At 65.9% G+C, this 18,546-nt stretch carries 14 protein-coding genes; 3 read left to right on the top strand and 11 right to left on the bottom strand.

What is annotated here, in order from left to right; all coding sequences use genetic code 11:
• Positions 1–126: 126 nt before the first annotated feature.
• The 8 genes from V3B46_RS04430 to V3B46_RS04465 all read right to left on the bottom strand — a co-directional run bounded on the left by V3B46_RS04430 (position 127) and on the right by V3B46_RS04465 (position 10,418).
• Positions 127–1,491, bottom strand: coding sequence for an NAD-dependent succinate-semialdehyde dehydrogenase (locus V3B46_RS04430; RefSeq protein WP_329891218.1), 1,365 nt, complete (start codon positions 1,489–1,491; stop codon positions 127–129).
• Positions 1,492–1,574: 83 nt separating this feature from the next.
• A complete protein-coding gene (locus V3B46_RS04435; RefSeq protein ID WP_008267688.1) occupies positions 1,575–2,417 on the bottom strand; it encodes an ABC transporter permease subunit in 843 nt (280 codons plus the stop codon).
• Positions 2,414–3,346, bottom strand: coding sequence for an ABC transporter permease subunit (locus V3B46_RS04440; RefSeq protein WP_329891219.1), 933 nt, complete (start codon positions 3,344–3,346; stop codon positions 2,414–2,416). The genes V3B46_RS04435 and V3B46_RS04440 overlap by 4 nt, the downstream gene beginning before the upstream one ends.
• Positions 3,343–4,479 (bottom strand): ABC transporter ATP-binding protein, encoded by a 1,137-nt coding sequence (locus V3B46_RS04445; protein WP_329891220.1) that lies wholly within the window; start codon positions 4,477–4,479, stop codon positions 3,343–3,345. The genes V3B46_RS04440 and V3B46_RS04445 overlap by 4 nt, the downstream gene beginning before the upstream one ends.
• Positions 4,480–4,661: 182 nt before the next feature.
• Entirely contained in the window at positions 4,662–5,801 is a 1,140-nt protein-coding gene (locus V3B46_RS04450) for a M35 family metallo-endopeptidase (protein WP_154262985.1), read from the bottom strand.
• A gap of 335 nt (positions 5,802–6,136) precedes the next feature.
• The gene (locus V3B46_RS04455) at positions 6,137–7,690 is read right to left on the bottom strand and encodes an efflux transporter outer membrane subunit (RefSeq protein ID WP_154262984.1); all 1,554 of its coding nucleotides are present in this window, start codon (positions 7,688–7,690) and stop codon (positions 6,137–6,139) included.
• Positions 7,690–9,246: a DHA2 family efflux MFS transporter permease subunit gene (locus tag V3B46_RS04460; RefSeq protein WP_154262982.1), complete on the bottom strand. Its 1,557-nt coding sequence runs from the start codon at positions 9,244–9,246 to the stop codon at positions 7,690–7,692. The genes V3B46_RS04455 and V3B46_RS04460 overlap by 1 nt, the downstream gene beginning before the upstream one ends.
• The gene (locus tag V3B46_RS04465) at positions 9,243–10,418 is read right to left on the bottom strand and encodes an HlyD family secretion protein (RefSeq protein ID WP_154262981.1); all 1,176 of its coding nucleotides are present in this window, start codon (positions 10,416–10,418) and stop codon (positions 9,243–9,245) included. Before V3B46_RS04465 ends, V3B46_RS04460 begins: the two co-directional genes overlap by 4 nt.
• A gap of 333 nt (positions 10,419–10,751) precedes the next feature.
• On the opposite strand from V3B46_RS04465, the gene V3B46_RS04470 reads away from it, so the two are divergent.
• Positions 10,752–12,044 (top strand): flavin-containing monooxygenase, encoded by a 1,293-nt coding sequence (locus tag V3B46_RS04470; RefSeq protein WP_329891221.1) that lies wholly within the window; start codon positions 10,752–10,754, stop codon positions 12,042–12,044.
• A 39-nt stretch (positions 12,045–12,083) separates the two neighbouring features.
• Here the strand turns inward: V3B46_RS04470 and V3B46_RS04475 are convergent, their stop codons facing one another.
• From V3B46_RS04475 to V3B46_RS04485, 3 genes are all read right to left on the bottom strand, one after another.
• Entirely contained in the window at positions 12,084–13,193 is a 1,110-nt protein-coding gene (locus tag V3B46_RS04475) for a polyamine ABC transporter substrate-binding protein (RefSeq protein WP_329891222.1), read from the bottom strand.
• A 92-nt stretch (positions 13,194–13,285) separates the two neighbouring features.
• The gene (locus V3B46_RS04480; protein ID WP_049423285.1) at positions 13,286–14,683 is read right to left on the bottom strand and encodes a glutamine synthetase family protein; all 1,398 of its coding nucleotides are present in this window, start codon (positions 14,681–14,683) and stop codon (positions 13,286–13,288) included.
• Complete coding sequence (locus V3B46_RS04485) at positions 14,680–15,441, bottom strand: gamma-glutamyl-gamma-aminobutyrate hydrolase family protein (RefSeq protein WP_329891223.1); 762 nt, start codon at positions 15,439–15,441, stop codon at positions 14,680–14,682. Before V3B46_RS04485 ends, V3B46_RS04480 begins: the two co-directional genes overlap by 4 nt.
• A 161-nt stretch (positions 15,442–15,602) precedes the next feature.
• Between V3B46_RS04485 and V3B46_RS04490 the strand changes: the two genes are divergently transcribed.
• Together V3B46_RS04490 and V3B46_RS04495 are read left to right on the top strand one after the other, a co-directional pair.
• Positions 15,603–16,880: an NAD(P)/FAD-dependent oxidoreductase gene (locus tag V3B46_RS04490; protein WP_329891224.1), complete on the top strand. Its 1,278-nt coding sequence runs from the start codon at positions 15,603–15,605 to the stop codon at positions 16,878–16,880.
• A 51-nt stretch (positions 16,881–16,931) separates the two neighbouring features.
• Positions 16,932–18,536: an MASE1 domain-containing protein gene (locus V3B46_RS04495; RefSeq protein WP_329891225.1), complete on the top strand. Its 1,605-nt coding sequence runs from the start codon at positions 16,932–16,934 to the stop codon at positions 18,534–18,536.
• Positions 18,537–18,546 lie beyond the last annotated feature (10 nt).

Here is an 18,546-nt window from a genome sequence, read left to right on the forward strand (position 1 = left end):
TATCTTTGTCGCTGGCGCGGCTATGGGGCTGTGTGCCCCTTGTGATGCCCTCCCCCCCCCCCCCCCCCCCTCGACTCTACGAGAGCGCAGAGCAGTCGAGCATGGCTCGACGCTACAGAAGCGGAATCAGGCCACGTAGACCGTTTTGATGTTCATGAACTCATGGATGCCGTGGTCGGCCAGCTCCCGGCCGAAACCGGACTGTTTGCTGCCGCCGAACGGCAGCCGCGCGTCGCTCTTGACGATGGCGTTGACGAACGCTGCACCGCATTCCATGCGCTGCGCGAAACGTTCGCCGCGCACTGGATCGCGCGTCCACACGCTGCCGCCCAGGCCGAAGCGGGTGTCGTTGGCCACGCGCAGTGCTTCGGCCTCATCGGCAACCCGGATCACCGCGGCCACCGGACCGAACAGTTCCTCGTCATACGCGGGCATGCCCGGGCCGACCTGATCGAGCACGGTCGCCGGATAGCCGGCATGGGTGCCGGCAATCGGCTCACCACCCACCAGCACCCGCGCCCCCTTGGCCACGCTGGCCTGCACCTGCTTGTGCAGTTCGTCACGCAGGTCGGCACGGGCCATCGGCGCCAGCGTGGTGCCACGCTCATTGGGATCGCCGTACTGGCGCTCGTCCGCGGCTTCCACGAAGCGCCGAGTGAACTCATCGGCCACCGCCTCGACCACGATGAAGCGCTTGGCCGCGATGCAGGTCTGTCCGCTGTTGTCGAAGCGCGACTTCACCGCCGCCGCCACGGTCTTGTCGAGGTCGGCATCGTCGAGCACCACGAAGGCATCGCTGCCACCCAGCTCCATCACCGACTTCTTCAGCTGGCTGCCCGCGTTGGATGCGATCGAGCGCCCTGCCCGCTCGCTGCCGGTCAGTGTCACCGCCTTCACCCGTGCGTCGCGCAGCACCTCGGCGGCCTGGTCGTTGTCGATGTGCAGTACATCGAACACGCCGTCAGGCAGGCCACCGTCACGGCATACCGCCAGGATCAGGTCGGCACACTGGGGCACATTGCTGGCGTGCTTGAGCAGGGCCACGTTGCCAGCCATGAAGGCTGGGGCCAGGAAACGGAACACCTGCCAGATCGGGAAATTCCACGGCATCACCGCGAACACGCAGCCGATCGGCTCGTAGCGCACGTAGCTGCGCTGGGCTTCGGTGTCGATCAGCTGCGGCTTGAGGTAGTCGGCCGCGTGGTCGGCGTAGAACTCGCAGGCCGCCGCGCACTTGTCGACCTCGGCCAACGCCTCTGCCTTGAGCTTGCCCATCTCGTGGGTCATCGCCTGCTGCAGATCATCGCGGTGCGCACGCAGTTGGCCAGCGATCTGCTTGAGGATCGCCCCCCGCTCCTGCAGCGAGCGCTCGGCCCAGCCAGGGAATGCATCGGCTGCGGCCTGCAGGCGTTGCTCGATGTCGGCAGCACCCATCAGTTCATGGCGGTAGGTCACCTGGCCGGTGGCCGGATCGACAATCTCGACGGTCATGGGGGATCTCCATCTGGAAGACCCCCATTGTGCGCCGCCGGCCGTGAGCCGGATGTTGCCGGCGCTGTCGACAGGCCGTGTGCTCAGCCGTTGTCCTGCCGCGCCAGCTGCAGGTCGCGCTGGCGCCGTTTCTCGGCGCGGGCATTGATGTACCAGCCGATCACCGCGGCGATCGATACCGCCGACACCAGCAGCGTGGCCAGTGCATTGATCTTCGGGCTGATGCCCATGCGCACCGAGGCGAACACCTTCATCGGCAGCGTGGTCGAGCCCGGTGTGGCGACGAAGCTGGCCACCACCACGTCATCCAGCGACAGGGTGAACGCCAGCAGCCAACCGGCCACCAGCGCCGGCGCGATGATCGGCAGGGTGATGCGCCCGAACACGGTCAGCCGGCTCGCGCCCAGGTCCATCGCCGCTTCCTCCAGCGACAGGTCCATTTCCTGCAGGCGCGAGGACACCACCACGGTGACGAAGCACAGGGTGAAGGTGACGTGGGCGATCCAGATGGTGGTCAAGCCACGTGCCGGGAAGCCGGGAATCGCACCCATCGAGGCCAGCAGCGCCATCAGCGAGAAGCCGAGGATCACATCCGGCATCACCAGCGGCGCGGTCACCAGCGCGCCGAACAGCGGCTTGCCACGGAAGCGCTTGAAGCGCGTCATCACCATCGCCGCCAGCGTGCCCAGCACGGTGGCGGTACAGGCGGTCCAGAACGCGACCACCAGGCTGGTCCACATCGCATCCATCAGCGCGCGGTCGGCGAACAGGTCGCTGTAGGCGCGGGTGGAGAACCCGGCCCAGACCATCGCCAGCCGCGAGCTGTTGAACGAATAGAACATCAACAACAGGATCGGCAGGTACAGGAAGGCGAAGCCGAGCAGCAGCACGCCCAGCCCGAGGCCCTTGGCGCTACGCGGGCTCATGCCTGCTTCCCTTCCAGCAGGCGCTGCTGGGAACGGTTGAACAGCAGGATCGGCACCAGCAGCAACAGGATCATCGCCACCGCCATCGCCGAGGCACCCGGCCAGTTGCGGTTGTTGAAGAATTCATTCCACAGCTGGCGGCCGACCATCAGCGTTTCCGAGCCACCCAGCATTTCCGGAATCACGAATTCACCAATGGCCGGAATCATCACCAGCATGCAGCCGGCGATGATGCCGGCCTTGGACAGCGGCAGGGTAATGCGCAGGAACGCCTGCCACGGCTTGGCACCGAGGTCGTAGGCGGCTTCCAGCAGGCGGTGGTCATGCTTGACCAGATTGGCGTACAACGGCAGCACCATGAACGGCAGGTAGCAGTAGACGATGCCGATGTAGGCGGCGGTCGGGGTGTCGATCAGCTGCAGTTTCGGCAGGCCCATCGACGTCATCAGCGTCTGCAGGCCGGTGAACTGCAGGAACTGGTCGAGCAGGCCGTTGCGGTCCAGGATCGCCTTCCATGCATACACGCGGATCAGGAACGAGGTCCACGACGGCAGCACCACCAGCATCATCGCCACGTTGCGCGCGGCCGGCGACAGGCGCGCGATGGCATAAGCCATCGGGTAGCCGATCAGCAGGGTCAGGAAAGTGGAGATCGCCGAGATCTTGATCGAGCTCAGGAACGCCTGCGCATAGATCGAATCGCGGAACAGCGCCAGGTAGTTTTCCAGGTTCAGCTTCAGCGAGAAGCCGCCGTCGGCGTACTGCAGCAGCCAGGTGTACGGCGGCGAGCCGACCCGGCTGAGCGAGAAGCTGATCATCAGCACGATCAGGAACGGCACTGCGAAGAACAGCAGCAGCCACAGGTACGGAATGCCGATCACCGTGGCACGCAGCCCCGGCAGCCAGCGCTTCAGGCCCGCCGCGCTCATGAGGTCAGCACCACGCCGTCGTTGTCGCGCCAGTGCACCCACACCTCGTCGCCCCAGGTCAAGCCATCACTGGCCCAGCGCTGCGAGTTGGCGAAGTTGGCCAGCACCTTGGCACCGCTGGGCAGGCGCACGTGGTAGACCGAGTGGCTGCCGAAGTAGGCAATGTCCTCGATCACGCCCTGCGCCTTGTTGGTGTGCCCTTCCGGCTCGTCCTTGCCGATCATCACCTTCTCCGGGCGCAGCGCGAACGCGACCGGTTGCCCTTCATAGCAGGTGATGCCATGGGCGATGTAGATCGGCGCCGGGAACAGCGGCGAGCGCACGGTCACGTACTCGGGAAGATCCTCGTCGATCACCCCGTCGAACAGGTTGACCGAACCGATGAACTCGGCGACGAAGCGGTTGGCCGGCTGCTCGTAGACCTCGTCCGGCTTGCCGACCTGCTGGATCCAGCCGGCATCCATCACCGCGATGCGGGTGGCCATGGTCATCGCTTCTTCCTGGTCGTGGGTGACCATCACGCAGGTCACGCCCGACGATTCGATGATGCTGACCAGTTCCAGCTGCATCTGCGAGCGCAGTTTCTTGTCCAGCGCACCCATCGGCTCGTCCAGCAACAGCAGCTTCGGCCCTTTGGCCAGCGACCGCGCCAGCGCCACGCGCTGCTGCTGGCCGCCGGACAGCTGATGCGGCTTGCGCTTGCCCAGGTGCCCCATCTGCACCAGGTCCAGCATCTCGCCCACGCGCTTGCTGATCGCGTCCTTTGCCATCCCGTCCTGCTTGAGGCCGAAGGCGATGTTCTGCTCGACCGTCATGTGCGGGAACAGGGCGTAGGACTGGAACATCATGTTGACCGGCCGCTGGTACGGCGGCAGTGCGTCCAGGCGCTGGCCGTCGAGGGTGATGCTGCCCTTGGTGGGCGTCTCGAAGCCACCCAGACAGCGCAGCAGGGTCGATTTGCCACTGCCGGAGCCACCGAGCAGGGCAAAGATTTCGCCCTTGCGCACGTCCAGGTTGACGTCGTCGACGGCGACAAAACCGTCGAATTCCTTGCGCAGGTCACGAATGGAGAGATAGCCGGGCGCACCGGTCGTGTCGACGACGGTGGCTACCGGCTGGGCTTCAACGGGCATGGGGGCTCCGGGAGCGGGCGGTGGACAGCGGCCGCCATTCTAACGGCCGGGGGCCGCAGGGGATATGACGGGAGCTGGCAAGAGGACGCCGAGGCATTGCCCACGGCCCCGTCATTCCCGCCCGCTCCCCCACGCACCAGCACAATTGTTACAAAGTAACACCTCCCTTCACGCGCCGCCGATCAGTTCTCATTGCCATGATTGTCAGCAAAGTACTCGTATCCGTATGAGTGCTCAGATGCCAGATCACGCGCCGTCCTAGCGACGTAGCGCGCGTCTTCCGGGCTTGGAAACTGCTCGTCCAAATCGGTCGTTCCAAGTGCGAAGGTATCGGAAAAATGAGTTACCTCATGGTAGATGGTCGCCGCCTTTGACCCAGAGGGCACATTGGGACCTACCGGGAGATCGAAAAAACGTGGGCAATAATTCACAACATAGGGAACTGCAGTGGAGATCCAGGCATTGGTGTCTCCAACCATCTCTTCCGGGCAATCGCAAGAAGGTTGCTTGAGCAATGCGAACCGGGTAGCGACTCCCGAGACTGTCTTTCTGATCCGGTCATTGACCGGATTTGCAATGTTAGGATCACCATGCTCACCGAACCACGACCTGTAGCGAGCAGTCTCTTTGAACGTCACGATAATGGATGATTCTCCAAACTCATATCCATAAAGCGACTCCAGATAGTTCTTCGAACTGCGGGCGATACCCGCCGCAGCGGCAATTCCCGCCGTTACCTCCTTTAATCGGGCTGGCGGGCAGGATGCCACTCGGGATGCCTCCTGCGGCGCAGTTTCGGCGCGCTGACCTGCACGAGGCAGCGGAGCGACGATCAGCATCGAGACGGGAGATGTGGAAGCCTCCTTGTCGATCGCGGCCGCTCCTGCGGCCGCCGTACCGTCAAGAATCCGGTATCTAAGAATCGGAGCGGAAATCTTGTATGTCTGACCCGGACGAAGCTCATAGTTAAGGGAAAGATTGACCTGTCGAACAAGCCGCTGCCCAGGCTCCAGCGTCAGCGTCTTCTCTCGAGCTGCGGCACTCAAGTGGGCAATGATTCCGCGATATGCAGCTGCATCTCCATCCTGCGAAACGACAAGAAACGCATCATTCCACAGCCTTCCATCCTGCAGGACTCTGGGCAGCCCCCTCTCGGGAATGCTGAGCGCCTCTGCGCCGGAATTGATGTAGGTGACGTGGACCACGACGTCAGCCATGGCGGCTCCTGCTGCCTGCTTCATCTGCACGGACAACTGCGCATTTGCAGAAGCAGCCCCAGCCAGAAATATGATTGCGGAACCAATCCAGGATATGGCTTTCATTATTCACTTCCTTGAGATATGTGGACGACGAGATGCATGGACGACAAGCGTCCGTGACATGAGGATGAAAATGCAAGAAGTCGACGAACGAATACTGATCCACTCGCCATTTTCCCGCATTTTTTGACACTGCGCCCCTGCGCCACGGAATTCTCAGCGGGGGAAAAGCGGCTGCACCCGCTTCACCCCTGCGCCCCCGCAGCGCTTTTCATCGTGGCTGCTTCCATCGCTGATGGACTGCACGGCATTCGCCTTCACTTAAAGGCGCGCTGACCAACGATCGGCAACCACCCGGGCGGTGGATAGCGGCCGTCCCGCCATGCCCATCGGGGCCATCAGCGGATGGCCACCGGCGGCGCCTCCTGCCAGCCCAGGCCCAGGCTCTTCTGCAGGGCCACATAGCGCACCAGCAGCTGCAGGCGCGCCTGTGCGGCGGCATCCTGGGCCTGCAGGCGCTGGCGCTGCACGTCCAGCAGGTCGATCTGCGAGGTCGCCCCAGCCTGCCGACGCTGGCTCATCAGGCCCAGCGAGCGGTCGGCCGAAGCCTCGGCGCGGACACTGGCCTGCAACTGCTGCCGCGCAGCGCCGAACCGCGCCAGCGCGGTGTTCGCATCCTGCAGCGCCGCCAGCACCGTGCCCTCGTAGGCCGCCAGCCTGGCCTCGTTACCCGCCCGGGCCTGCGCTACACGGGCCTTGTTCACGCCGAAATCCAACAGCGACCAGCGCAGGAACGGAGCAACGATCGTGGCCGCCGAATCCCGCCCCAGGTCGGACAGCGAAGTGGCTCCGGCGCCGATGCTGCCCAACAGCGTCACCTGCGGAAAGTACGCCGAGAGGGCCTGGCCGATCTGCGCCGACGAAGCTGCCAGCTCGCGCTCGGCCTTGCGTACATCCGGCCGGCGCTGGATAAGCGCGCCCGCATCATCCACCGGCACGCGGGCCGGCAGCGCTGGCAGCGGCTGGTCCGCCGCCAGCCGCGCATCCAGTGCACCGGGCTCGCGGCCAACCATCAGGGCCAGCACATCGCGCGCCTCATCGGCCTGTGCCTGCAGTGGCGGCAGCGCGGCCTGCTGCTGTTGCAGCTGGGCCTGCGCCCGTTCCACCTGAAGGTCCGAATCTGCACCGCGCTGGCGGCGCTGGCGGTTCAGCTGCAGGCTTTCATCGGCGGCGCGGAGGTTGTGTTCGGCCAGGGCGATACGCTCGCGGCTGCTGCGGTAGCCCAGGTAGACCTGGGTCAGCTCGGCGGCCAGCTGCACCTGTGCGTCGGCCAGTGCTGCCGCATTGGCCTCGGCCTCGGCGGCTGCCTGCTCGGCTGCGCGGCGTCGGCGCCCGAACAGATCCAGTTCCCAGCTGGCGTCGAAACCGACCACGTACAGTTCGGTGTCAAGATCGATATCAGCGAACTGCTCGCGCAGCTGCGTAGCTTCCTGAGGGCGGCCGTTGGCTTCGGCCACGCCGGCGATGTTCTCGCCAAGGCCGCGCACGCTGTCTTCCAGGGAATCGGGCGCCGTGACGTTGGCGTAGCCGGCGACTGCCCCCACCTTGGGCAGCTGCTCGGCACGGCGCTGGCGCTGCAGCGCGCGCGAGGCCAGCAGCTTGGCCTGGGCCGCACGCAGGTTGGGGCTGTTGCGCAGCGCCTCGTCCACCAGCTGGTCCAGCAGCGGGTCATTCAGCGCGCGCCACCATTGGCTGGGTGGCGTGGCCGGCTGAACGTCGGCCTGCACGGCGCGTGGCAGCCGTGCCTGTGCGGTGGCATCGCCGGCAACGTCCGGCTTCACGTAATCCGGCCCCAGCATGCAGCCGGCCAGCAGCAGCGGCACCGTGGCTGGCCACAGGCGGCGCAGGCGAAGGGACAGGGCCGGGGAAACAGGCAAGGTCGTCGAAGTCATCAGTGCATCGCCAATGGAACGCCCTTGGGCAGGGGCTTGAGCAGGAAAACCAGTGGCAGGGTCGCCACCACGATCAGGCCGAAGATCCAGAACAGGTCGTTGTAGGCCATCACCATCGCCTGCATCTGCACGGTCTGGGCCAGCACCGCCAGCGCCTGCGTGGCGTCGCCCAGCTGTTGGCCGTAAGCATGCAGCGCATCCTGGGCCACGGTCGAATTGGCGGTGACGCTGCTGCCGATGGCATCCACGTGCAATGTGGTACGGCGCTCCTGGAAGGTGGAGATGATTGCCAGGCCGATCGAACCGCCCAGATTGCGCGCGGCGTTGAACAGGCCCGAGGCATCGCTGGTGTATTCGCGCGGCACCGAGGTGATGGCGGCCTGGTTCAGCGCCATCATCGCCAGCGCCAGCCCGCAGCCCTGCAACAGCTGGCCGATGACAAAGTGCGGGCCGACGCTGTCCGGGGTCAGGCCCAGATTGACGAAGCAGGCGGCGGCAAAGCACAGCATCCCGCCAAACACCATGATGCGCACGTCCACCGTTTCGAGCATCTTCGGCATCAACGGCATCAGCAGGATGGTCGGCAGGCCGGCCAGCAGCAGCACGTAACCGGCCTGTTCGGTGTTGTAGCCGGCGATGATCGCCAGGAACTGCGGGATCATGTACATGACACCGAACAGGATCATGCCCACCGCCATCACCATCACGAACACTGCGCCGAAACTGCGCTGGAACAGGATGTTGAGGCGGATGACCGGCGCCTTGCTGGTGAACTGCGAAAGCGCGAGCAGGGCAAACCCCAGCAGCGAGACGATGCTGAGCACCACGATCATCGTCGATTCGAACCAGCGCTCGCGCTGGCCGTCTTCCAGTACCACGGTCAGCGCGGACAGGCCGGCGGTCATGCCGATGATGCCCAGCCAGTCCGCGCGCAGCAGCCCGCCCCAGTTCGATTTCTCATGCGGCAGGCCGAGCAGCAGCAAGGCAACCAGGCCCGCGCAGATCGGCACGTTGATGAAGAACGCGTAGTGCCAGCTGACGTTCTCGGTCAGCCAGCCGCCCAGCAGCGGGCCGATCACCGGGCCGAGGATGACGGTCATGCCGAACAGCGCGGTGCCCAGCGGCTGCTGCTTCGGTGGCAGCCGCGTGCCGACGATGGTCAGCGCCGTGGGGATCAGCGCACCGCCGGCAAAGCCCTGCCCTACCCGGCCAGCGATCATCATTGGCAGCGAATCGGCCAGGCCGCACATCACCGAGAACGCGGTGAACAGCGTGGCGCAGATCAGCAGGAAGGTGCGCAGGCCCAGCGTGCGCACGAACCAGCCGGTCAGCGGAATCATCACGATTTCCGAGACCAGGAAGGCGGTGGAGATCCAGGTGCCCTCGGTGCCGCTGGCGCCGACTTCGCCCTGGATGGTGGGCAGCGCTGCGTTGACGATGGAGATATCCAGCGTGGCCATGAACGAGCCGATGGTGCCGGCCGCCACGGCCAGCCACGCACCGGCATCGGCCTTGCCTCCGGCGGCGGGCGCTGCGGGGGCGGTGGTGGCGTTCATCGCGCCGGTGCGGCCGTGGCCTCGGCCTCGTCGCGGGTGCGCTCGCGCGCGTCCTTGGCATTGCGCGTATCGACCGTCACTTCCACCGACATGCCCGGCACCAGTACCTTGCGCGCCTCGGCTCCGGCATCGACACGGATGCGTACCGGCACGCGCTGCACGACCTTGGTGAAGTTGCCGGTGGCGTTCTGCGGGGGCAGCAGCGCGAACTGCGAGCCGGTACCCGGCGAGATGCTTTCCACCGTGCCCTGCAGGGTGGTGCCCGGCAGCGCATCGACCTTGATCTCGGCGGGCTGTCCGGCGCGCATCAACCCCACCTGGGTTTCCTTGAAGTTGGCGCTGAGGTACAGCGATTCGACCGGCACGATGGTCATCGTGCGCGTGCCGGCAGCAACGAACTGGCCCACCTGCACGGTCTTGTTGCCAACGCGCCCGTCGATGCGCGCGCGCAGCTCGGTGTCCTCGAAGGCGACCCGTGCCTGCGCGGCATCGGCCTGCGCCTGCTTGAGCCCGGCCTGGGCCTGTTCCAGCTGCGCCTGGCTGGCCTCGATCTGGCTCTGCGCGCCCTGGATCTGTGCCTTGGCCGCGTCGTACTGGGCCTGCGCGCGTTCGACGTCGTGGCGCAGGCTTTCCACGTGTTCGTGGGTGTCGGCGCCACTGGCGGCCAGCGGGGTGAAGCGGGCCAGCTCGGCCTTGCCGAAACGCAGCGAGGCGGTGGCAGCGGTGAGTTGGGTGCGGGCCTGGAGCAGGCTGGACTGCTGGCCCTGTACGCCGGCGGTGGCCGCCGCGATATCGGCCTCGCGGACGGCGATCACCGCCTCGGCCTGGTCCAGGGTGGCGCGATAGGTGCGCGGGTCGATGCGCAGCAGCGGTTCGCCGGCCTTGACCCACTGGTTGTCCTGCACCAGCACCTCGGTGACGTAGCCGTTGATGCGCGGGGCGACCGCCACGGCGTCGGCCTGCAGGTAGGCATTGTTGGTGTCCTGCAGGTAGCGGCCGACCAGAAGGTGATAGGCCAGCCAAGCGATCAGCACCAGCACGACGAGGATGCCGATGATTGCCAGCATCCACCGCACCTTGGGGTTCTTCAGCGGTGAGGGCTTGGCGTACTCCTTCTGCCGCTCGTTCTCATCGTCGTGGGCGGTGTCGTCGCGCTGGGGCTGTTCGGTCATCGTCTCGTGGCTGTGGTCAGTGCCGTACGGGAAGGTAGGGCAGACGGCGCCGACGCGGAGTGAACGTGGCCATCGCATCAGCGTCAGAACCGACCATCGTCATGTCGCCAATGGCCCGTTGGCAGAACGATACCGACGCCCGGCGACCAACGCCTCCGCCTTGGCCCGTGGCCAATCCATGCAGATGCAACGTTTTTCAGAGCGGAAATCATTGACCCGGCACGCGCTGTCATTGGGGAATCACATCGACCCTCCAGTGAATCCGACATGGCCCAATCCGAATCATCACCGGTTCTCCCCTGCTGCCCGCCCGCATCTACGCCGCTTGACGTCGTGATCATCGGCGCCGGCCAGGCAGGACTGTCACTCAGCGCGGTCCTGCAGGAGGCCGGCGTCGAGCATCGCGTGCTGGAGGCCGAAACCGTGGGCGCCAGCTGGCAGCGGCGCTGGGAGTCGTTCCAGACCAACACCGCCAACGCGACGATGGCCCTGCATGGCCATGCCTATGCGGGTGACGACCCGGAAGGCTTCATGGGGGCCCCGGAGGTGATCCGGCGGCTGCGCGACTATGCCGACGAACGCTCGTTGCCGATCAGCGAAGGTTGTGCAGTTCAGCGGGTCACGTCCGAATCGGGCGGCTATGCCATCGGAACCAGCCACGGATTGATCCGGGCTGGGGCGGTTGTGGTCGCCACCGGTGAATACCGCCGCGCGCGGATGCCCCGGGTCCCGTTCGCGCCCGCGCCGGGTCTGACGGTGCTGCACTCCGGCGACTACCGCAGCCCCCGCCAGCTGCCCGATGGCGCCGTGCTGGTCATCGGTGGCGGCCAGTCCGGCGCGCAGATCGCCCAGGACCTGCGCGACAGAGGTCGCAGCGTTTACTGGTCACTGGCCCAGCGTCATTCGCATACCCGCCGGCTGCGCGGCAAGGACTCGATGACCTGGTGGGATATGGCCGGGCGCATCCACCAGCACGTGAGTGAAGCGGCCGCCGTCCTGGCCGGAGAACCGGATGCGCTGCGCAAGGCCCGCACCGCCGAATTTCCGCTGATTTCCGGCAAGGGACGTGCCGGCCTGGGCAGCTCGATCAGCCTGCTGGCGATGCACCGCGCAGGCATCAGGCTGCTGGGCCGGTTGCAGGAATTCAGTGGAAACACCGCCCGCTTTGCCGATGTCCGCCCGCAGCTGCGCACCGCGATCGAGGCGACACGGACCGAATATGCCTATCTCGATTCGCTGGCCAGCGCGTACTACGCCACGCGGCCCGAACCGCGCACCGACGATGCCCGCTACATTCCCGAAGAGGTCTATCTGCACTGGGAGCCGGACGCCGCCCCGCGTGAACTGGATCTGCAGGCCGCAGGCATCCGCTCGGTGGTACTGGCCACCGGCTTCGTTGCCGAATGGCCTTGGCTGGACGTGCAGGGCGCGCTGGACGCGCATGGTTATCCGCTCGGCGAATTCGGCGTTTCGCCGCATCCGGGGTTGTTCTTCATCGGCATGCACAATCTGCAGCGGATGAGTTCATCGTTCCTGTGCAACGGCGGCCGCGATGCACGCGACCTGCTGCCGGCCATCCTGCGGCACCTTGGCCAGGGTGGCGATACCGCCCCCGGCCAAGGGTGAAGCGTTCCGCCGGGCAAGGCCCGGCGGCGCCAGACCGGCTCAGCGGCCGGTCTTCACCTCGGTCCACAGCCGGGTGTAGAGCTTGTCGGTCTCCGGCGTGTTGATCGAATAGGTGAACATCTTCTCGGCCACGTCGGCCGGCGGGTAGATGGTCGGATCGGTACGGATCGCCTCATCCACCAGCGGGGTCGCGGTCGGCACCGGGTTGGCGTAGTGGATGAAGTTGGTGTTGGCCGCGGCAACCTTCGGCTGCAGCAGGTAGTTGATGAACGCGTAAGCGGCTTCCGGGTGCTTGGCATCCTTCGGGATCGCCAGCATGTCGAACCACTGCGGGGCGCCTTCCTCCGGGATCGAATAGGCCACGTGCACGCCATTGCTGGCTTCCTCGGCGCGGTCGCGCGCCTGGATGATGTCACCGGACCAGCCGACCACCAGGCAGGTACCACCGTTGGCCAGCGAACCCACGTACTGCGAGGAGTGGAAATTCTGCACGTACGGGCGGATCGACTTCAGCAGGTCGGCCGCCTTCTGCAGCTCGGCCGGGTCACCGCTGTGCGGGTCCAGGCCCAGGTAATGCAGCGCGATCGGAATCATGTCCGCCGGCGTGTCCAGGATGGTCACGCCGCAGTCCTTCATCTTGCTGATGTTCTCCGGCTTGAACACCAGGTCCCAGCTGTTGGCGATGTCGGTGCTGCCGCCAAAGCGCTGCTTCAGCATCTCCACGTTGTAGCCGATGCCGGTGGTGCCGATCATGTACGGGACGCCGTACTGGTTGCCCGGGTCCTGGGTGGCGATGCGCTTCATCACCGCCGGATCGAGGTTGGCCAGGTTCGGGATCTTGCTCTTGTCCAGCGGCAGGAACACGCCGGCCTGGATCTGGCGGCCGAAGAAGTTCAGGGTCGGCACCACCACGTCATAGCCGCTGTTGCCGGCCAGCAGCTTGGTCTCGACCATCTCATCGCTGTCGAACACATCGTAGGTCACCTTGATCCCGCTCTCCTTCTCGAAGGTCGGAATGGTGTCCTCGGCGATGTAATCGCTGTAGTTGTAGACGTTCAGGACCTGGCTGTCCTGCGCGCCGCCGTTGCCACCGCCACAGGCGGCAAGCATGGCGGAGGCCAGGCCAAGCGTGAGGATACGCAGCTTCATCGGGTGCTCCAGAATGCGGGAAGGGGGGGCCGGCGGGGCCGGCGACGGGTGCCAGCCTACCCCCCGGCGGCGGATTTTTCTATTCCGGATGCTCAGACGTTCAGCAGCAGGAACTCGCGCTCCCACGAGCTGATGACACGGAAGAAGGTCTCGTATTCCTTGCGCTTGACCGAAATGTAGGCGCGGCAGAAGCGCTCACCCAGCAGCGCCTGCAGCTCGCTGCACTGCTCCAGCCCGTCCAGCGCTTCGCCGAGCGAGCGCGGCAGGTTGTAGCCCAGTTCCTTGGCGCTGCCGGTCACCGGCGCATCCGGTGCCAGCCGCTCGCGGATGCCCAGCAGGCCGCAGGCCAGGGTCGCCGCCATCGCCAGATAGGGATTGGCGTCGGACCCGGCGAAACGGCTTTCCACGCGCATGTTCTCCGGCGTGTCCAGCGGCACGCGCAGCCCGCAGGTGCGGTTGTCATAGCCCCAGTGCACGTTGCTCGGCGAGACCTCGCCGAACACCAGCCGCCGATAGGAATTCACGTTCGGCGCGAAGAAGGCCATCGCCTGCGGCACGTACTTTTGCAGGCCGCCCAGGTAGTGGCCGAACACCGGGCTGAACTCGCCTTCGGCATGGGTCTCACCGGCGAACACATTGCTGCCGTCGCTCACCCGCACCAGGCTCTGGTGGATGTGCATGGCACTACCCGGCTCGTTTTCCATCGGCTTGGCCAGGAACGTGGCATACACCCCGTGGCGCATCGCCGCCTCGCGCATGGTGCGCTTGAACAGGAACACCTGGTCGGCCAGGTCCATCGCATCGGCATGGGTGAAGTTGACCTCCAGCTGTGCCGCGCCGGACTCGTGGATCAGCGTGTCCACGTCCAGCTTCATCGCATCGGCGTAGTCGTACATCAGGTCGAGGATCGGGTCGAATTCGTTGACCGCGTCGATCGAGTACGACTGCCGCGCGGTTTCAGGGCGCCCGGAGCGGCCGGCCGGTGGCAGCAGCGGGAAGTCCGGGTCGGTGTTCTTCTGCACCAGGAAGAACTCCAGCTCCGGCGCCACCACCGGGCGCAGGCCCAGCTCGGCGTAGGCCGCCAGCACGCGGCGCAGCACGTTGCGCGGTGCCAGCTCGTGCGGCTCACCGCTTTTGGTGTAGCAATCGTGGATGACCTGCGCGGTGGCATCGGCCGCCCACGGCACCATGCGCACCGTGTCCGGATCGGGGCGCAGCATCATGTCCGAGTCCGACGGCGAGGTCAGGTCGTAGTAATCGTCAGGGAACTCGCCGGTGACGGTGGTGGCGAAGATGCCTTCGGGCAGCCGCGTACCGTAGTCGTGCGAGAACTTGTCGGCGGGAATGATCTTCCCGCGCGCGTTGCCGGTGATGTCCGGCACCAGGCACTCGACCTCGGTGATGCGCCGCTCCTTCAACCAACGCAGCAGGCTGCTTTCCTGCGGTGCGGGGGGCGTAGCCGTCTTGCGCGGGCGCGTTCGGGAACTCATCGGGAATCCAGTCGGTTCTGTTGGTGCTGCCGGCAAGCTTGGCCGAACGCACGGAAAATAGCGTGATAGAACGGCGAATCCATGACACGCCACTCCGGGTGCCACTGTACGCCGAGCACGAAACCATGGTGCAGGCTGCGTGCCGCCTCGACCAGGCCATCATCGGCCACGGCTTCGACCTGCAGCCCCTGCGCCAGGCGAGCGATACCCTGCCCGTGTACCGAATTGACCTGCGTCCGATCACTGCCGCTCCACCGCGCCAACCAGCCATCAGCGGCCAGGGTGACCGCGTGGGACGGCCCGTACTGCACCTCCACATGCGCCTGCGGGTCTTCGCGATGGTCGGCCAGGCCAGGCACCGCGTGCACCTGCGGATGCAGGCTGCCACCCAGCGCGACGTTCAGTTCCTGGAAGCCGCGACAGATCGCCAGCACCGGCAGGTCCAACGCCAGCGCTTCGCGCAGCAGCGCAAAGGCATTGGCATCGCGGGCAGGGTCGTGCGGATTGCCTGGCCAGCTGCGGCCGCCCTCGTAGTGCTGCGGTTCGATGTTGCTGACCGCGCCGGTCAACAGCAGGCCATCGAGCCCCTGCAGCCAGTCACCAGCCGGCAACGGCGGCTGCAGGCTCGGCAGTACTACCGGGGTCACTTCGGCAGCCTCGGCCAGCGCGCGCACGTACTTCTCGCCGGCCACCGCGAAGCGGTGATGGCCGAGCACGGTGCTGTCGGTGGGCAGGCCCACCCAGGGCAGGCGGCGCATGGGAAAACTCCTTGGCGTGCCGACACGTTACCCGTCGCCCGGCGAACGCGGCAAGTCGTCGCCGTCACACCATGGCCGTCACGCATCGGCGAAACTAAGGACGTGAACGCTGATCGCCCTCCCCCGCTCCGCCCGTCCGTACTGCGCCCGCAAGGCCTGCGATGAGCGCCGCCTTCCCGCCCAGCTGGTATGCCGCCAGCCTGCCCGAGCCTCCCGCACTTCCCTCGCTGCAGGGGAATGTGCAGGCCGATGTCGCAGTGCTTGGCGCGGGCTACACCGGCCTGACCGCAGCACTGGAACTGGCTACGCGTGGCCAGCGCGTGGTGGTGCTGGACGCGCAGCGGATCGGTTGGGGCGCGTCCGGTCGCAACGGTGGCCAGGCGCTGGTGGGCTATGGCTGCGAGGTGGACGAGCTGGAGCGCCAGCTCGGTCGTGATGATGCGCGCCACCTGTTCGACTGGTCGCGCGACGCAGTGCATGCGATGCGCACCCGCATCGATCGCCACGGCATCGACTGCCATTGGGTGGAAGGCCATGCCAGCGTCGCCATCCGTGAACGCCATGAGCGTGAACTACTGGCCAACTGCGAGCACCTGCAGCGCCACTACGACTACCCGATGCAATGGTGGGACCGTGATGCCCTGCGCGCGCAGCTGGACAGCCCGCGCTACCGCGCCGCGATGTTCGACCCGCTCAGCGCTCACCTGCAACCGCTGGCGTATGCACGCGGCCTGGCCGATGCGGCGCGCGCGGCCGGCGTGGTGATCCACGAGAATTCCGCGGTGACCCGCGTGCAGCGGGGACGACAGCCATCCCTGCATACCGCTCAGGGCAGCGTGCGCGCTGCGCATCTGGTGGTGGCCGGCAACGCCTGGCTGCAGGGCCTGCTGCCCGAGCTGGAACGGCGGATCATGCCGGTGGGCACCTATATCGGCGCCAGCCAGCCGCTGGGCGCTGAACGCGCCCGGGCCCTGATCAGCAACAACATGGCCGTGGCCGACACCGCATGGGCACTGGACTACTTCCGCCTCAGCCACGACCACCGCCTGCTGTTCGGCGGCCGCGCCAGCTACTCGGCCCTGCCCCCACCCGGCCTGCGCGGAGTGATGCAGCGGCGCATGCACCAGGTGTTCCCACAGCTGGCCGACGTGGCACTGGACCAGGTCTGGGGTGGTTATGTGGACATTACCCGCAACCGCGCCCCGCATTGGGGCCGGCTGGACGGCAATCTGTACTTCGCGCAGGGGTTCTCCGGCCATGGGGTGGCCGCCGCCGGGCTGGCCGGCGAGGTGATCGCCGCCGCCATTGTCGGCCAGAGCGAGCGCCTGGACGTGTTCCAGCGCCTGCGGCATGCGCCCTTCCCCGGTGGCCGGCTGCTGCGCACGCCGCTGCTGGTGGCGGCGATGTCGTGGTACAAGCTGCGGGATGCGTTGTGGTAGCGGGACCCTTCCCGCCCACATAATCGGTGCAGGAGCTGGGGGAGCACGTGGATGCAGTGGTGGAAAGACGGCCTGCTGGTGAGGATACGGGTCAGCCCCGAGGGGCTGGTGCTGGCACTCGTCTATGCCGTCGCCTGCTGGGGTGCGCGCAAACTGTCATTGGACCAGTTCTTCCTGCCTGCCGGCGTACGGGTGGCCGCATTGCTGTTGTGCCCGCCTCGACTGTGGCCCTACCTGCTGATTGGTGAATACGCCTACTTCGCGCATCTGCGCATCCCCCTGATCAGCAAATACAACCTGACCTGGGTGATCCTGGCCTCGGTGTTCCTGATGCCTGCCGTGATGCTGATCGTGCGCCTGCACCGGAAGCTGCTGGCACGCACCACGATCGTCGGCGTGATCTCCATCGCGGTATGCGCCGCGACGATCATCAGCCTGCTCAACCTGGGAATCTCGTACCTGCTCTGGGAGCCGTTGCAGAACGCGTCATTCATCACCAACGTGTTGCGCTATGCGCTGGGCGATTTCACCGGCATCCTCATCCTGGCGCCACTCGCACTGCTGTGGATCCGTCGCGCCGAGGAGCAATGGACGCCCCGGTCCGTTGCTGCTGTGGCAGGAGCACTCGCAGCCATGCTGGTCATTGGCCTGCAGGCGACTCCGGTACCTGCCTCGATCACGGCGCCTGGCTCGCTGCAGTTGTTGTTGATCCTGCCTATTCCCGCAATCGCCCTGACCTGCCTGCTGGGATGGCGCGGTGCGGCCATCGGTGTCGCCGCCGTTAACATGATTCTTGGCGTCAGCACCCCCGCCGACCATCCGACGGCATTCGACCCGGCCACTTTCGCTACCCAGCAGGCCATGGCCATCGCCAGCATCGCCCTGCTGTTGCTGGGCGCCCGCATCACCCACTTCCAGAACCAGCACCGGTTGCGCGAGGAAGATGGCAGAGCGGCACTGCAGCTTGCACGGAATTCACATCTGGCCAGCGAGATGGACCTGCGTGAGCGTGCGGCCCATCTGCGCCAGCTGGGCGATGGCATGGACCTGTCGCTGAACGAAATGGTGAACTGGCTGCATGCGCAGGGCCATCACGCCGTGGCCGACAGCCTGCGGCATACCTCGGAGGTGCATTCACGCCTGTTCCGGGCCCAGGCCAGCATGATCTATCCCGCGGCCCTGGAACGGCTGGGCTTGTACGTGGCCTTGCAGGCAGGTGGAGTACGTGAGGCATGGAACGCCACCCATCGAATCGGGCAACCCAGGTTGATGGGTGATCCGTGCCCACTGGGGGTTAGCCTGCAGCTTGCGGCATACCGACTTGTGGTGGATGCGGTATCACTCCTGCTGAAGTGCGAATCCGGACAGATTTCGGTCCGTATCCGCTGTGGGAACTTCAGAGGGAGACTTGGCGTGTTCATCTGCGTGGCCCTGCTGGACCAGCACGAGGCATTGGGAAACCGAACCAAGGAACTGGCAAACGAGCAATTTCTTGGCCGGGTCATTGCCCACGGTGGCCACATGGACATTATTGGCAACAGGCTCCGTATGGTATTGCTGGAAGCACAGGAAGATCTCACCCACACAGCTCGTTCCATCTTGTTTCAGGCAGCCACTCGCCCAATCGACCCAAACGACCCACAGGCAGCAATCTGATACTGCAAAA

The organism is Stenotrophomonas sp. SMYL11 (assembly GCF_036320005.1).
GTDB classification, from domain to species: domain Bacteria; phylum Pseudomonadota; class Gammaproteobacteria; order Xanthomonadales; family Xanthomonadaceae; genus Stenotrophomonas; species Stenotrophomonas maltophilia_A.

Excerpts from the sequence above, each read along its gene's own strand:
- V3B46_RS04430 (WP_329891218.1), bottom strand. The coding sequence starts at position 1,491 with ATGACCGTCGAGATTGTCGATCCGGCCACCGGCCAGGTGACCTACCGC.
- V3B46_RS04435 (WP_008267688.1), bottom strand. The coding sequence starts at position 2,417 with ATGAGCCCGCGTAGCGCCAAGGGCCTCGGGCTGGGCGTGCTGCTGCTC.
- V3B46_RS04440 (WP_329891219.1), bottom strand. The coding sequence starts at position 3,346 with ATGAGCGCGGCGGGCCTGAAGCGCTGGCTGCCGGGGCTGCGTGCCACG.
- V3B46_RS04445 (WP_329891220.1), bottom strand. The coding sequence starts at position 4,479 with ATGCCCGTTGAAGCCCAGCCGGTAGCCACCGTCGTCGACACGACCGGT.
- V3B46_RS04450 (WP_154262985.1), bottom strand. The coding sequence starts at position 5,801 with ATGAAAGCCATATCCTGGATTGGTTCCGCAATCATATTTCTGGCTGGG.
- V3B46_RS04455 (WP_154262984.1), bottom strand. The coding sequence starts at position 7,690 with ATGACTTCGACGACCTTGCCTGTTTCCCCGGCCCTGTCCCTTCGCCTG.
- V3B46_RS04460 (WP_154262982.1), bottom strand. The coding sequence starts at position 9,246 with ATGAACGCCACCACCGCCCCCGCAGCGCCCGCCGCCGGAGGCAAGGCC.
- V3B46_RS04465 (WP_154262981.1), bottom strand. The coding sequence starts at position 10,418 with ATGACCGAACAGCCCCAGCGCGACGACACCGCCCACGACGATGAGAAC.
- V3B46_RS04475 (WP_329891222.1), bottom strand. The coding sequence starts at position 13,193 with ATGAAGCTGCGTATCCTCACGCTTGGCCTGGCCTCCGCCATGCTTGCC.
- V3B46_RS04480 (WP_049423285.1), bottom strand. The coding sequence starts at position 14,683 with ATGAGTTCCCGAACGCGCCCGCGCAAGACGGCTACGCCCCCCGCACCG.
- V3B46_RS04485 (WP_329891223.1), bottom strand. The coding sequence starts at position 15,441 with ATGCGCCGCCTGCCCTGGGTGGGCCTGCCCACCGACAGCACCGTGCTC.
- V3B46_RS04490 (WP_329891224.1), top strand. The coding sequence starts at position 15,603 with ATGAGCGCCGCCTTCCCGCCCAGCTGGTATGCCGCCAGCCTGCCCGAG.
- V3B46_RS04495 (WP_329891225.1), top strand. The coding sequence starts at position 16,932 with ATGCAGTGGTGGAAAGACGGCCTGCTGGTGAGGATACGGGTCAGCCCC.